Consider the following 14,791-nt stretch of genomic DNA (forward strand, 5'->3'; position numbering starts at 1 on the left):
TAATCATTCATCCTCCCCGATTGTTTGGATAATGGTCATGGTTACTCCTACAACAACTAAATAAACACCGGTATCAAATAATACAGCAGTGGCAAGTTCTGTTTTCCCGAAAATTGGTAAATCAAAGTAACCAAAAGTATGGGATAAGAAGGGTACATCGAATAAGAATGAACCCATTGCAGTTAAAGTTGCAATTAATAACCCAAGAGCCGCTACCTTTTTAAAGTCAAAAGGCAAGGCTTTTTTTACTGTTTTCATATCAAATGCTAAAAGGAGAAGGACGATTGCTGCAGCAGAAATCAGTCCACCGATAAATCCTCCTCCTGGAGTATTATGACCTGCAAAAAAGAGATTCAAGGAATAGGCAAGAATAATGAAAACAGTTATCTTTGTTGCTGTTTGTAGGATTAAATCATTTGTTTTCATCCTTCTTTCCTCCTTGTTAAACGTAATTTGATCATTGTAAATATACCGAGTGCTGCAATACCAAGCACGGTGATTTCAAACAATGTATCAAAGCCACGGAAGTCTACTAATATGACGTTAACTATATTTGTACCTCCGCCTTTTTTATAACTATTTTCTACAAAATAACTTGAGATAGAATCAATCAATCTTGTGCTATTTGCGGAAATCGCAAGCAAAGTAACGATTGTTCCAACCCCTAATGAAATAAGTAGGTTTGTAAGACGAAAACGCATTGGTTTTTCTTTTTTGTGTAGCTTTGGTAAGTGATAGAAACACAAAAGGAATAAGGAAACGGATACCGTTTCAATTACGAGCTGAGTCAACGCTAAATCAGGTGCGCGGAATAGCACAAAGAATAACGAAACTGAATATCCAACTGCACCCAATGCGATAATTGCCGTAAGTCTTGATTTGGCGAAAACAGTCGTCGCAACTCCACCTACAAGAACAAATGCAAGCACAGCTTCAAAAAGTCGAACTGGCGCAACATGTGTTAAATCAAAAGCAAATGCATTTTTGATTATAAGCGCACTTCCAATTGCTAAGATAAAGAACGCAAACATAATAACTAAATAGTCACGAATAACTCCAGTCATATAGAAGCGATTTATCTTTGATGCTGACCTCTCCATTCCAATAATTCCATTGTCGTAAAGATTGTTTAAAGTTAAACGCTTGGAAAAGACATTGTAAATGCCTGTCCATTTTGCAAGCGAAAGAAACATAATGGTTCCTAACACAATAACTCCAATTGACATATAGAGCGGTGCATTCCATCCGTGGAAATATTCAAAATGAACATGATAGTTTGAATCGCCATCGAGTAAGCTTGGAACGATGGATGCCACAGCTGGTTCAATTAAACTTGGAGCCAGAATGTTTGAAAATAAGCCAAAAATGATAACAAGTGAAGCTAAGATAATTGGCGAGATTAACATCCCAATTGGTGCTTCATGTGGTTTTTTATCCAGCTTTTCAAACTGAGCTTTTCCAGTAAAGGTTTTAAAGACTAGAATCATACTGTAAATGAACGTGAAGACACTAGCGACCCAACCGATGATAGGGAAAAGAATACCTAGTGTTTCCATATTGAAAATATCAAGTGTCGTTGCATTTACAATTGCTGTAAAGAACGCTTCTTTACTTAAGAAACCATTAAATGGTGGTAGACCTGCCATTGAAAAGGCGCCAATAACAGCCAATGTGAAGGTGATTGGCATCACGGTCATTAATCCACCAAGCTTGCGAATATCACGGGTACCTGTTTCATGGTCGACAATACCTACAACCATGAACAAACTTCCTTTAAATGTCGCGTGGTTAATTAAGTGGAAAATAGCTGCGACTATTGCAGCCAAATAAATATTGGTATCAAGATGATCATAATGAAGAGCTGCTGAACCAATTCCTAATAGGGACATAATCATCCCAAGTTGACTGACTGTTGAAAATGCAAGGATTCCTTTTAAATCTGTTTGTTTAACGGCACTAAATGAGCCCCAGAACAAGGTAATGATTCCAAAGGTTGAGATAATCCAAAACCATTCACTTGATCCAGCAAAAATAGGACTTAAGCGTGCAACTAAATAAATCCCTGCTTTTACCATTGTCGCTGAGTGAAGATACGCACTAACAGGTGTTGGTGCTTCCATTGCATCCGGTAACCAAATATGGAACGGAAATTGAGCTGATTTTGTAAAAGCACCTAATAAAATTAATAGCATTGCCGGAATGAATAGTGGATTTGATGGTAATCTATCCACTTGAGCAATCATCTCACGAATACTGAATGTATTCGTCATGAGTGATAGTAGAACGAATCCAGCTAACATGGATAAACCACCGAACACGGTGATTAACATTGATTTTAGTGCACCATACCTAGATTTTTCACGATTATGCCAGTATCCAATTAGTAGAAAAGAAGATAGACTAGTTAACTCCCAAAACGTATAAAGCATAATCACATTATCGGAGAGGACAACTCCAAGCATAGCTCCCATAAAACAGAGTAGGTACACATAAAAGTTATGTAGGGATTCCTTTTCTTTCGATAAGTAGTAGATAGAGTAGAGAACAACCAATGCTCCAATACCTGTAATCAGTAAGGCAAACAAGAGTCCTAATCCATCAATGTACGCAGTGAAATTTACACCAATGGAAGGTATCCATTCTGCGGTACGAATTATCGGATTTCCATTCATCGTGTCCTTCATAAATGGAAAGAAATAAGAAAATAGTAGTACAGGCAGAATTAGTACAAACCAACCTGTATGAATCCCGCGCAAATATTTGCGTAAAAAAGGAATAAAGATAGCCAATATAAATGGAGATAATATGGCCCAATGTACAAGTGACAAAACAGTACCCCCTCAAACATTTTTATTTCTCTTAAAAGTATATAACAATTATTACGAACTTGCATGCCTTGCAACTTCTAGTGTTACCTAGATTTTTAGTTGTTATTAAATATGAAGAGATGTGTTCTTATGAACAAAAAAATTTTTTGAAAATAGATTGTATAAAAATGCTTTTTGAAATGAATGCTAGTAGCAAGAGGTGAGTTTTGTGAATGTAAAAAAAGGAATTGTGGCAATTGCGATTTTTGCCTTCTTGTTTACAATAGCGTGGGTGATTCATGACCAAACGAAGAGAGAATATATCGTAGAAGAACAAGTCGATAACCAACAACAATTTCAAATACAAACAATTGATTCTACCCAAACAGAGGAAACAACGGTCTACCCAAAATTTAAACCACGTGAATATATTCGGATCGAACATCGAAAATAAAAAAAGGATGAGACAAAAAGTATCTCATCCTAAATCACACTATTATTTCTTACCATTGGAACCGGAATAGCTTTATTATGGAACATCATAATTAGAATGGGACATCCAAGAAGAGCCATGAGAATAAATAAACTAAATAATAAATTAGACGTTAATGTAATACCAGCTTTATAATCAGCCTCCATATAATTATCGTATAGGGCAGCAATTTCATGATCATCTGGGAAATTTGAGAGCATTAGAAATTCTTTATTATCTACATCGTAATAAAGGAATTCATGTTTTTGAATATAAAAAATGCTATCGCGTTTTAATTTATATTCTACGTGTCCGACAACTACATTTGCTGTATACGTGTCAATTTCTTCTTCATTTTTCTCTGTACTTGGATCATCCGCCGTGATAACTTTTGTAATTTCTGCTTCTTTTGTAATGGTATTAACCACTTCAGCAGAACCTTCCGCATAATAATTAACTTCCTTCAATTTCTCATTAACCGCTTTTGTGAAATCGGATTCCCCAGATGCACCTGACGTACTCAAGAAGGTGAAAAAAGCAAAACAGCAGACAAGCATCAAAAATAATAACCCTTTTTTCATCTAACCCCTCTTTTCCCATAATAGTAGTCCTTACTCTATATGTATTTACAAAAAAGAGATTTACCACTAAAATCGAAAAGAACAACACAGTGAAGTATTAATATGAGGAATTGAAAATGAAGAATACATATTTTACAAGTTACTTTCCGCTTATTTCTATTATCCTTTTTAGTGTCTCGTTTGCGATTTTGACTGAATTGAAAACATTAGAGCTACTTAAACAAATTGGTATTTATCGTGGAATGCAGGAGTTTTTCTCACCAACGTGGATTAATTTTGCCATCTTTTTTGTGTTTTTCTTGATTTATTTCATGGTATTTGCAGCATTAAAATTAATCTCTAACACGTTACTTGAACTTTCCCTTTTGTTTTTCACAAGGGACAGTAATGGAGAAAGCTTGCCGAAAATACGAGTCGGTTCCATCTTCTATCTTGTTGGAGGGACGGTTTCACTTGCTTTTGTCCAGTCCTTTTATGGCATCGTCATTGTCCTGTTACTCGCAACTCTTGGATATTTTATTTTTTTCGTTTATAAGATTCAAGACACATTAACCTTCGGTGGATTAATAGGATTAGTCTTTTTTCATACACTAAGTTGGTTCACGTTTTTTATGACCGTAACCTATGTATGTATTCGGTTATACAACAGTATTATCGCTAGCTTACCAATCTAAAAAAGCGAGCCAATTACTGGCTCGCCTTCATAATATCCTTCCATATATATATTTGCGGTTTTCGTGATTCCATATAGTAAATGCTATAGTTCTGATCATGACCAACCCATACACCTGCTGTATATTTTTCGGTTAAACCGACAAACCAGAGGTCTTTTACATCATTTGTGGTACCTGTCTTCCCACCAATATAACCACTTGAAAAATTCGCTTCTTTAGCCGTTCCAGATTTTACAACGTCCGCAAGTAATGACTTTACCTTTTGATTGGCTGAACGACTCCAAACCGTTGAAGATTGTTCATTCCATTCATAAAGGATCTTTCCTTGCAGATCGGTTACCCTTGTAATACCACGAGCTTGAATAAATTGACCATTATTTGCAAATGTTGCAAATGCATTTGTCATTTCTAAAGGGGACATCCCGTATGTAAAACCGCCAATGGCCGCGGGTAAATGGTGGTCTTCTTTAACCACATTCGAAAAATGAAGCTTATCTAAATAATTGAATCCATTTTCAACCCCAATCCTTTCTAACAGTCGAACAGCAGGGGTATTATAGGAATACTTAAAAGCCGTTTGTAAGCTAACATTTCCATATTGGCCACCGCCATAATTTCGTGGGCAATATCCGTTTTTGCAATAATTGTTTGCATTAATTGTCTGTGAGACAGAGGCACCTGTTTGATCAAAATAAGGTGCATAAACAAGCAATGGTTTAATCGCAGAGCCAGGTTGACGGAAAGCTTGGTATGCCCTGTGAAAGGAAAACTTTTCGTAATTTTTCCCACCAACAATGGCGACAAGTTGATTCCTGGTATGATCGATAACTGCAACAGCACCTTGAACGTTTGCGTTTGGTAAATATCGTTCCACTGAATGGATAGCGGCTTCCTGTATTGAAGGGTTCAATGCTGTTTCAATGATGATTCCAGACTTGAGAATCTCTTTTACTTTAGTATGTAATTCTTTCTGCAGTTTTTCCTTTTCATCACTTGAAGTTGCTGAATCCATTTTTTTGTTATATCCCTCTTTTTCAGCAATCAATTCCTCAAACTCTTGATAAATATAAGTCGTATAATCAGGATACTGGTCGACGATTTTCTCTTTTTCCGCAAGTTCAATCGGCTCATGTATGGCTTTTTCATATTCCTCTTTTGTGATTTTTCCAGCTTCGACCAAGGTGTCTAAAATTCGCTCTTGTCTTTCTTTTGTATTTGAAAAATGCGTAACTGGATTATAAAGAGATGGATTATTTGGTATAGCACATAAAAAGGCAATTTTCGCGAGTGACGCATCTTTGATGGATTGATTAAAATATAGCTGAGAAGCAGTTTCGATCCCATAGGCTCCATTTTGAAAATAAATCGCATTTATGTACAATGTTATAATTTCTTCTTTTGAAAGGTTCCGCTCAAGTTGATACGAATACAAAAGCTCACTTAACTTTCGGTTATATGTTTTTTCGTTGGTTAAATAGAGATTTCTTGCTAGTTGTTGCGTAAGTGTACTTCCACCCTGGTCGATAGAATCATTTTGTAAGTTAACAAGAGCAGCTCTACTTATTCCGGATATATCAAAGCCTAGATGCTCATAAAAATGCTGATCCTCAATGGTAATAAATAATTCCTTCACAATTTGCGGAATCTCGTCCTTAGTGAGTGTGATTCGATTCTCGCTATGGTGAATCTCTGAAATTACATTTCCTGTTCTGTCCTTTATGTAGCTTGTTTGAGGTAACACTACTTCATCGATAGGGATTTTTTCATCCAGCACAGCTGGAAAACTTTTTGCAACCTTCAATTCCCCATTCACTTGGAATAGTACAAACAAAAACAATAGAAAAAGTAAAAAAGTGATGATGTACCCTGTGTGTCTTCTCATAAACTAACACTCTTTCAAAATATTATACTTTTATTATATAAAAAAAGAGATGGCAATCGCCATCTGTTTAAGCAGCTTGTTGAGTTGATTTTTCAGAATGCCGAACAACACTTAGCCATAAGATTATTGCTCCTGTTAAAAAGAGACCACTTGTTACGAAAAAAACGGTAGAAATTCCGAAAAAACCACTAAGAATTCCACCAGAAATTGGACCAATCACATTCCCTAAAAACCGAAAACTCACATTATAGCCTTGAACTTCGCCTTGCATGGAAAGTGGTGCGACCTGACGGATATAAGCTGTCATACAAGGAATGAGCCCTCCAACGGCCATTCCAAATAAAAATCGACAAACCACAAGCTGCCATAACTCGGTAACAAGTCCTTGCGGTATAAACATAATTGAAGAAGCAAGCAAAAGAAGTGTTAAAATTTTTTCATGGCCAATCCGGTCCCCAATTTTGCCCCATTGTCTCGTGAATAATAAATTCCCAAAACCGGTCGCGGAAAATGCCATCCCAGCCAAAAACACAATATTACTACTGTCTGTTAAATGCGTAACATATAATGCAAGTAAGGGCTGAATACTAAAATTAGCGACTTGGATGAGGGTCGATATCAGCATAATGGTTAATAAAACCGGATGTCTGAGAATATGGATTAGAACCTCTTTACGTGTATATTTTTTGGCAGTAGTACTTGTTTCATTCGCTCGTACCTCTTTAATACCAACAGCAACTAAGACAACGGCCCCTAAAATGACGATGGCAGTGAGAACAAAGGTATATTGAAAACCGACTGCATCTGCTAGCAATCCACCTAATAATGGGCCAAACAATGCACCAGATACATTCCCCATTTGAAGTGTTCCTAAAGTCTTTCCTGCAATTTCTTTAGGTGTTTGAGCAGAAATGAGTGCGAGGGAGGTTGGAATAAAACCTGTTACAGCACCCATGAAGAGTCGTAGTAAAAATAATTGTTTTACCGAGTTCACATATCCCATTAAAAAAATACTAACGGCAATACCAATACCTGTAATGATAAGAATCTTTTTGTAGCCATTTCGATCACCATAACGTCCCCAAATTGGTGAAATAAAAAAAGCCGTAACAAAGGTTGCTGCAAAAACTAATCCAGCCCACCGTTGTACAAAGCTATCTGAGTAATCACCAAATGTTTCGATGTATAAAGAGAGAAATGGCATTATCATTGTAGCACTTGCAGCAACAAAGAAATTTGCAAACCACATGATTAAAAGATTTCGCTTAGCTGTTTGAATCGGAAACACCTTCTTAACTCGAATATTTCGACTTACTAAATATTATAGAATATTATTGTTACTTAATCAATTACGCCTTGGCGTATTTGCGCCTGATTTTTTAGGCCCACAGGATGTGGGTCACAAAGACGTTGCCACAGGAAGTGGCGTTCTTAGTCTTTGATCTTAAGCTCGAAAATTACCTTTGAAAAATCATGGCATACGCCGGAGGCTATAACTATATTCAAGCGGGCTCAAAGCCTGTTTGAATATAGTTAAGGTTAAATAGCATATATATTATAAATATATTCTGAAAAATACAGTAAACCGTGCTATAATATTTAAAAAGATGTTCGTTGATTGTAACATACACTTGTGAAAGTTGTGCTTTTGCAAAGCTAGGATTTAACTTTAATAGACTAATATGACAAAGGAGGTTTAGGAGTGGATAATCAGCATCAATATTTGTTTATTGATTTTGAATTTACAATGCCAGAAAGAAAAAACAACCCACAAGGATTTTACCCCGAGATTATTGAAGTTGGTCTTGTTTGCGTGAGGAACCAAAAAATAATCGAACAATACTCATCATATGTGAAACCAATAAAATTTCCTACATTAACAGAACGATGTAAGTCCTTTTTAAACATTTCTCAAGAGCAAGTCGATCACGGTATCACATTTCAAGAGTTGGTTAATAAGCTCTCAGGGTATGAAAAACATTCATCTAGCACCATCATTACATGGGGAAATATGGATATGAAGGTTCTGCGCCATAATTCTCAACGGGCTGGAATTCCATTTCCTTTTAAAGGAAAGCAAAGGGACTTGTCCATGGAATATAAACGCTTTTTTGGGGACCAAAATCAGACAGGTCTTTGGAAGGCGGTTCAAGAGTATGGCAAAGAAGGGACAGGCAAACATCATTGTGCCCTTGATGACGCCCTTACAACCTTTAATATATTCAAGTTAGTTGAAAATGATAAACGCTATTTAGCGAAACCAGAGCCAACAACTATCGGCGATCGAGTCGATTTCTCTAAAGTATTAAATAAATTTGCACTATAAAAAACCAATTCGCTCATCAGGTGAATTGGTTTTTATTTTTATGCTTTGAAAGCACTGTCGAATTTTTACAATTGATTTGAAAAATAATCGCATCCCGTTAGGATATCCTAATTTCAAAAGGAGGGATGCCTTATGTTTATTGGCCATAAAATAGAAAATCCAAAAACTGTATGTTTATATATAGATCCCCAGCTAGAGGAGTTTTCAAGTGAAATCGGTACACCGGAACAAGGCAAAAAGCTTCATCTAAATGAAAGCATTAGAATGTATCTCAATGAAAAAGTCCCTACCCTAAATCCGAATATCGTGAAAGTCATGATGGGGACAATGGTAATTGCAACGATTACTTTAGTGGGAGGACACCATTCCTCTAAAGTAGAGGCAGCAAGCAATAACCAAGCAAGTACCCAAACCCAAAAAACACACACGGTTGCAAACGGTGAAACACTATATGGGATAGCAAAACAATATAATCTAACCGTGTCCCAAGTTAAACAACTAAACCATTTAACCGGTGATATGATCTACCCTGGACAAACGCTTGTGATTAGTGAGGTCAAACCTCCACAAACGACAGCAACATATACGGTAACCCGTGGTGACACACTATACTCCATTGCTAATTCTTATAACATGAGTGTTGATCAACTAAAGCAATTAAATAATCTAACTTCAAACACCATCCATGTGGGACAAACCCTACAAGTAATCGGTACTGCACCACAGACTACTCAAATACAAGACAACACATATACGGTTCAACCTGGCGATTCATTATATTCGATAGCCCAGCGAGCCAACACAACGGTTGACCAAATCATGAAAAATAATAACCTAACATCATCGATGCTCTATGTGGGTCAAACATTACAACTTGGAAATACAACGACAACCCCACAGCAAAATGTAGCAAGTGCTACATATACCGTAAAAGCAGGAGATACCTTATTTGGAATTGCCCGAACTTATAATATGAGTGTGACGGAGCTTAAAAACATCAATAATCTGACAACAAATACCCTTTCAATTGGACAAGTTTTAAAAGTGAGTGGAACTGCTCAAGCTGAACAAGGATCCCAAAACCGAGAGCAGGTGCTTCAAGATTTAGTGAATGACTCGTATAATTTTGTAGGAATTCCGTACCTGTGGGGAGGAACGACAACAGCTGGATTTGATTGTTCTGGATTCGTTTCCTTTATGCATGCGCGTCATGGAATTGACATCCCAAGAACCACATCAGCAGGCTATTTTACAATGGGGACGTCTGTCTCAAAAGCAAATTTACAGCAGGGTGACCTCGTGTTTTTTGCGGTCAATGATACAGGCCGTATCTCCCATGTCGGCTTTTATGTAGGGAATAACAAGTTTATTTCCGCCACATCTTCAAAGGGAATAGACGTTGTATCGATGGATAATACGTATTGGTCCAAATACTATGTAGGGGCCAAGCGGGTTTACTAAAAAAGAAAAACCTACGGAACTACTTAATCCGTAGGTTTTCTAAGTTTTCGGCCAATATTGTGATTTATGGCCGATAAGGTAAAAATACGGCCGATAAAATAAATTTATGGCCAATAAAATAAATTTACGGCCAATAAATAAATTTTATGGTCATTAGCCTAAAATTCGACTCAGAGGCCTATTTAAAATAATCTTTCTCCAACACGTTCATGTTTTCAAGACTGCGCAGTGCCCACTCTGTCCCTTCAGCTTCTAAATCATTCTTCGTTTTATCCACTGCTTCTCTTAAAGAGATTTTATATTCTGGAACTTCCTCTTTGTAATGGCGTACCATCTTTTTCGGAACATTTGTCTGCTCGTTAAAAGCAAGTGCTCTCCGTTCTTGAAAAAGTGGAACATTAACATCCTTCGGTGAATGAATATCCCCTTGCATTGGATGCTTTAAGACAGCCTTTACCTTCACAAGATAATGCTCAGGCTTGATTGCTGTAATTTCTCCAATATATTTTCCAGTCTTATAAATTCCAGTTACAATGTCACCAACTTTAAATTCATCAGACATTCAAATCACTCCTTCTGCAAATTTCTAACTCTTTCCATTATAACCGACGTCATTCGAACAAGCATCTTATAACACGTCTTAGGTTTGTGTTATAATGTAAAAAGCTATCATTATAGGTTGAAAGGTGTGTAGGAATGCTGCTTTTACCAGTATTAAACCTGTTTCTATATTTCCCTGAGGATAAATCAGAATATATTCCAGCTGGAATAACTACTGTTATTTGCTTAATTGTTGCGTTTATCGTGTTTCGCTTATTTATCAAGCATTCAAAAAAAGAACAAGCGAAAGCAGAGGAACTAGAGAAGCAATTAATAAAACAAGACAAAAATAATTTCATGAAGTAATTTTAGGTGATTCTATGGAAAATCAACAAGCCAATTTACAAATTATGATTATGCTGCAAGAATGGGATCCACTTGGCTATGGAGTCGGTTCTTATGAAACAGAAGCGGTGGATGTGTTACAGGCAGCCCATCAATTTGATAATCCCGGTAAATTAGCAAGAAAAATACAGTCTATTTATGAATTCTCTTTTGAGGAAGTCATTCCACTAAAAGAATGTGAAAATATGGCTATGAAAATTTTATCCATTTTAAATAATGCGACGTGTGAACTATAAAAAAGATGGGATAACCCATCTTTTTTTAAATAAACTCCGAAATATACTCGTATACTTTCTCCGGACATTCTTCAGGAACCAAGTGCCCCGTATTCTTAATGGAAACAAAGCTAGAATTAGGCAGGTCCTGATGAAGCCTTTTCCCTACAGAAATTGGAACAACTCGATCTTTTTCACCCCAAATCAAAAAGACAGGATGGTTGATCTTTTTTAATTCTTCAGACGGTAAATCTCCCTCACGATGGCGAATCATCCTCGTTAATCCCATAAAAATTCGGTTGTCCAAGAAGGGCTCAGTATACCCATCAATCATTTCTTGGTCAATGAGCTCATGATTATGCACGACATTCCGTAAATTATGTAATACCCCTTGCTTAGCTAGCTTCCTTTTTACAATAAAATGAAAATAGGGAAGATAGGAAGAATAGATTAAGGACTTTGGCATCCGTTTCATATAACCTGAGCTGCACAACAATACTAATTTGTCTACCAAATCAGGAACTTGCTTTGCAATATATAGACATATTTGTCCCCCCATCGAATGGCCAACTAAATTCACTTTTGAAAAATCAAAAGACCGAATCAAGTCACATACAACATACGCGATATTTGAATAAGAGTAAGTAAATCTTGTCGATTTTTCACTCTTTCCAAAAGGGGGAAGGTCAATCGATAAGATTGTATAGTCTTTCTTTAAAAAGGGAATCAGTCTTCGAAAGCTGAAAGAGGATGATAAGAAACCGTGCAGCATAACGAGAACCGGCTTCTTTTTACTATGTTGGTATAACTCATAATGAAGATTTACTCCCTTAATTTGTATCGTATCCATTGATGAAAATCCACATCCTACACTATTGATTTATCCCTATTTTTACCAAAGGGGATAGAAAAACTCATAAAATTTCGAATGAATATAAAATAATTCAATATACTATTCATTTATCTGATATAATAAGTGACAAAATTTATTTCAAATTACTAGGAGTGACCATTATGCAGTTACAGGAAAATGAAATTGAAATACTTGAGATTATTGAAAACAACGGACGACTTCCTGTGGAAACAATTGCAAAATTAGTTGGCAAAAGTGTCGATGAAGTCGATCGCATTATTCGTAAACTAGAAGACCAAAAGATTATTGTGGAGTATAACACAATCGTTGACTGGAAGAAAGTTGAAGGTCATGAAGGTGTAACAGCAATGATTGATGTCAAAGTAACCCCGAAAAAAGGTGTCGGGTTTGATGAAATTGCTAAACGTATCTATCATTTTAAAGAAGTAAAATCTGTTTATTTAATGTCTGGTGCATATGATTTATCGGTTGTAATTGAAGGTAAAACGATGTCAGAAGTTGGTTCTTTTGTGTCTGAAAAGCTTTCAACACTTGATTCAGTTCTTTCGACAACAACTCATTTTATTTTGAAAAAATATAAGCATGATGGCACTATTTTTGATCAAGGTGAAGATGATAAACGGATTGTGGTGACACCATGACTTCTCGGTACCTCTCTAAAAAAGTTCAAGAATTACAACCTTCCGGAATCCGTCGATTCTTTGATTTAGCGGTAACGATGGAAGGTGTCATTTCGTTAGGTGTGGGTGAACCTGATTTTGTAACACCTTGGTCAATTCGAGAAGCGAGCATCCAATCTATCGAGTCAGGAATTACATCTTACACAGGAAATGCGGGACTCATTGAACTTCGGCAGGAAATTTCAGCTTATTTACATAGATCATTTGGGGTGCAATATGCTCCTGAAAATGAGGTAATTGTGACGGTCGGTGGAAGCCAAGCAATTGATTTAGCATTGCGTGCAATAGTCGATCCAGGTGATGAAGTGATTATTGTGGAACCAACCTTTGTTGCGTACAGCCCAATTGTTTCGCTAGCAGGCGGAGTTCCGATCCCCGTTCATACGAAATCTGAAAATGAATTTAAGCTACAGCCAGAAGAAATAGAAAAAGTAGTAACAGAACGTACAAAGGCCATTATTATTTGTTCTCCAAATAATCCAACAGGTACAATGCTGAGAAAGGAAGAACTTGAAGCAATTGCTAAAATTGTGGAAAAGCACGATTTACTTGTGATTTCAGATGAGATTTATGCTGAACTTTCCTATGAAGGCAAATATACAAGTTTTTCAAGTATCCCTGGGATGTTTGAGCGCACAATCCTTGTTTCCGGATTTTCAAAAGGCTTTGCTATGACAGGATGGCGTTTAGGTTATTCTGCTGCACCAAGTGTAATTTCGGAAGCTATGTTGAAAATACATCAATATACAATGATGTGTGCTTCGACTATGGCTCAGTACGGAGCAATCGAGGCTCTTCGAAATGGACTTTCAGATGTAGAATATATGAGAAAAAGCTATCGTCAGCGTAGAAACTTTTTCGTATCTTCGTTACAGGAAATTGGATTATCTTGTCATATGCCAGGTGGTGCATTCTATGCATTTCCGTCTATTAAAGAAACAGGATTATCATCTGAGGAATTTGCGCATCGTTTACTGATGGAGGAAAGGGTAGCAGTTGTCCCTGGTAATGTATTCGGTGAAAGTGGTGAGGGTTTTATTCGCTGCTCGTATGCATCCTCACTAGAGCAGCTCCAAGAAGCAGTCAAACGAATGGGCCGATTCTTGAAAGACAATAATCTTGTATAAAAAACTGTATAAAAAAAGGGACAAAACCAATTGGTTTTGTCCTACATACAAAAGGGGAATACTAGAAAGCCTTTGAAAGTAGTATCTCCATTAATCACCTTTTTTAAACACCGCACAGATTCCGCTATTAGCAAATGATAAATATTACCTCCTTCATAATTTCAACTCGAAATGGTAACTCTAAAAGAGAAAAGGTTCTTTTTTTGAATAAATGGCCGTTCTGTGTTATAATTGTTTATTGCGTATATAAAGGTATGTAAACTAAAGTTTTAGGAGTTGGGTAGCATGACAGAAAAATTCGAAGTAGGAAATGTTGTTAAGGGTAAAATTACAGGGATTCAACCTTATGGAGCATTTGTTGCTTTAGACGAAAATACACAAGGTTTAGTTCATATTTCAGAAGTAACTCATGGTTTTGTTAAAGATATTAACGAACATGTTAAAGTTGGCGATGAAGTAAATGTAAAGATTTTATCTATCGATGAAGGAGCAGGAAAAATCGGTCTATCAATTCGTGCAACTGAAGAAGCACCAGAAAAGCCGGTTCAAAGAACTGCTAAACCGAAAAAACGTCCAGCACAAGCACAACCAGCAAATGCTGAAAGCCCTCAAGGTTTCAACACATTAAAGGATAAGCTTGAAGAATGGATTGAACAATCGAATTTTAACTAAGAACCACAAGAAGAGGCATTCACTGAATGGCCTCTTTTTTACATATATTACGAATAAATAGAAGATAATGTAAAG

16 protein-coding genes are annotated in these 14,791 nt (G+C 36.6%); 9 read left to right on the plus strand and 7 right to left on the minus strand.

Features of this window, described 5'->3' with window-relative positions; translation table 11 throughout:
* Positions 1 to 3 precede the first annotated feature (3 nt).
* Positions 4 to 426 (minus strand): Na(+)/H(+) antiporter subunit B, encoded by a 423-nt coding sequence (locus tag CKJ95_RS21765; RefSeq protein WP_099355567.1) that lies wholly within the window; start codon positions 424 to 426, stop codon positions 4 to 6.
* Complete coding sequence (locus tag CKJ95_RS21770; RefSeq protein WP_099355568.1) at positions 423 to 2,828, minus strand: Na+/H+ antiporter subunit A; 2,406 nt, start codon at positions 2,826 to 2,828, stop codon at positions 423 to 425. The genes CKJ95_RS21765 and CKJ95_RS21770 overlap by 4 nt, the downstream gene beginning before the upstream one ends.
* Positions 2,829 to 3,036: 208 nt before the next feature.
* On the opposite strand from CKJ95_RS21770, the gene CKJ95_RS21775 reads away from it, so the two are divergent.
* Positions 3,037 to 3,261, plus strand: a complete 225-nt coding sequence (locus tag CKJ95_RS21775) for a hypothetical protein (RefSeq protein WP_099355569.1) — start codon at positions 3,037 to 3,039, stop codon at positions 3,259 to 3,261.
* Positions 3,262 to 3,290: 29 nt separating this feature from the next.
* Here the strand turns inward: CKJ95_RS21775 and CKJ95_RS21780 are convergent, their stop codons facing one another.
* Positions 3,291 to 3,860 (minus strand): hypothetical protein, encoded by a 570-nt coding sequence (locus CKJ95_RS21780; RefSeq protein ID WP_099355570.1) that lies wholly within the window; start codon positions 3,858 to 3,860, stop codon positions 3,291 to 3,293.
* A gap of 116 nt (positions 3,861 to 3,976) precedes the next feature.
* On the opposite strand from CKJ95_RS21780, the gene CKJ95_RS21785 reads away from it, so the two are divergent.
* Positions 3,977 to 4,534: a DUF5366 family protein gene (locus CKJ95_RS21785; protein WP_099355571.1), complete on the plus strand. Its 558-nt coding sequence runs from the start codon at positions 3,977 to 3,979 to the stop codon at positions 4,532 to 4,534.
* 13 nt (positions 4,535 to 4,547) lie between these two features.
* On the opposite strand, the gene CKJ95_RS21790 is transcribed toward CKJ95_RS21785, so the two are convergent.
* Together CKJ95_RS21790 and CKJ95_RS21795 are read right to left on the minus strand one after the other, a co-directional pair.
* A complete protein-coding gene (locus CKJ95_RS21790; protein ID WP_099355572.1) occupies positions 4,548 to 6,416 on the minus strand; it encodes a transglycosylase domain-containing protein in 1,869 nt (622 codons plus the stop codon).
* Between the two features lie 67 nt (positions 6,417 to 6,483).
* Positions 6,484 to 7,665 carry an MFS transporter gene (locus CKJ95_RS21795; protein WP_099355600.1) on the minus strand — a complete coding sequence of 394 codons (1,182 nt, stop codon included), beginning with the start codon at positions 7,663 to 7,665 and terminating at the stop codon, positions 6,484 to 6,486.
* A gap of 453 nt (positions 7,666 to 8,118) precedes the next feature.
* Between CKJ95_RS21795 and kapD the strand changes: the two genes are divergently transcribed.
* Together kapD and CKJ95_RS21805 are read left to right on the plus strand one after the other, a co-directional pair.
* Complete coding sequence (gene kapD, locus CKJ95_RS21800; protein ID WP_099355573.1) at positions 8,119 to 8,742, plus strand: 3'-5' exonuclease KapD; 624 nt, start codon at positions 8,119 to 8,121, stop codon at positions 8,740 to 8,742.
* A gap of 132 nt (positions 8,743 to 8,874) precedes the next feature.
* Positions 8,875 to 10,203 carry a C40 family peptidase gene (locus tag CKJ95_RS21805; protein WP_099355574.1) on the plus strand — a complete coding sequence of 443 codons (1,329 nt, stop codon included), beginning with the start codon at positions 8,875 to 8,877 and terminating at the stop codon, positions 10,201 to 10,203.
* A 178-nt stretch (positions 10,204 to 10,381) separates the two neighbouring features.
* Here CKJ95_RS21805 and CKJ95_RS21810 read toward each other — a convergent pair whose 3' ends face one another.
* Positions 10,382 to 10,765: a kinase-associated lipoprotein B gene (locus tag CKJ95_RS21810; protein ID WP_099355575.1), complete on the minus strand. Its 384-nt coding sequence runs from the start codon at positions 10,763 to 10,765 to the stop codon at positions 10,382 to 10,384.
* 134 nt (positions 10,766 to 10,899) lie between these two features.
* Between CKJ95_RS21810 and CKJ95_RS21815 the strand changes: the two genes are divergently transcribed.
* Together CKJ95_RS21815 and CKJ95_RS21820 are read left to right on the plus strand one after the other, a co-directional pair.
* A complete protein-coding gene (locus tag CKJ95_RS21815; protein ID WP_099355576.1) occupies positions 10,900 to 11,109 on the plus strand; it encodes a hypothetical protein in 210 nt (69 codons plus the stop codon).
* A gap of 14 nt (positions 11,110 to 11,123) precedes the next feature.
* Positions 11,124 to 11,384, plus strand: coding sequence for a DUF1871 family protein (locus tag CKJ95_RS21820; protein ID WP_099355577.1), 261 nt, complete (start codon positions 11,124 to 11,126; stop codon positions 11,382 to 11,384).
* A gap of 25 nt (positions 11,385 to 11,409) precedes the next feature.
* Here the strand turns inward: CKJ95_RS21820 and CKJ95_RS21825 are convergent, their stop codons facing one another.
* Positions 11,410 to 12,213 carry an alpha/beta fold hydrolase gene (locus CKJ95_RS21825; protein WP_099355578.1) on the minus strand — a complete coding sequence of 268 codons (804 nt, stop codon included), beginning with the start codon at positions 12,211 to 12,213 and terminating at the stop codon, positions 11,410 to 11,412.
* A 164-nt stretch (positions 12,214 to 12,377) separates the two neighbouring features.
* On the opposite strand from CKJ95_RS21825, the gene CKJ95_RS21830 reads away from it, so the two are divergent.
* From CKJ95_RS21830 to yugI, 3 genes are all read left to right on the plus strand, one after another.
* A complete protein-coding gene (locus CKJ95_RS21830; RefSeq protein WP_099355579.1) occupies positions 12,378 to 12,878 on the plus strand; it encodes an Lrp/AsnC family transcriptional regulator in 501 nt (166 codons plus the stop codon).
* The gene (locus CKJ95_RS21835; RefSeq protein ID WP_099355580.1) at positions 12,875 to 14,044 is read left to right on the plus strand and encodes an aminotransferase; all 1,170 of its coding nucleotides are present in this window, start codon (positions 12,875 to 12,877) and stop codon (positions 14,042 to 14,044) included. Before CKJ95_RS21830 ends, CKJ95_RS21835 begins: the two co-directional genes overlap by 4 nt.
* Before the next feature lie 285 nt (positions 14,045 to 14,329).
* On the plus strand, positions 14,330 to 14,716 hold the full coding sequence (gene yugI / locus CKJ95_RS21840; RefSeq protein WP_099355581.1) for a S1 domain-containing post-transcriptional regulator GSP13: 387 nt from the start codon (positions 14,330 to 14,332) through the stop codon (positions 14,714 to 14,716).
* Positions 14,717 to 14,791 lie beyond the last annotated feature (75 nt).

The sequence above is a fragment of the Fredinandcohnia onubensis genome (assembly GCF_002734285.1).
Taxonomy (GTDB): domain Bacteria; phylum Bacillota; class Bacilli; order Bacillales; family Bacillaceae_L; genus Ferdinandcohnia; species Ferdinandcohnia onubensis_A.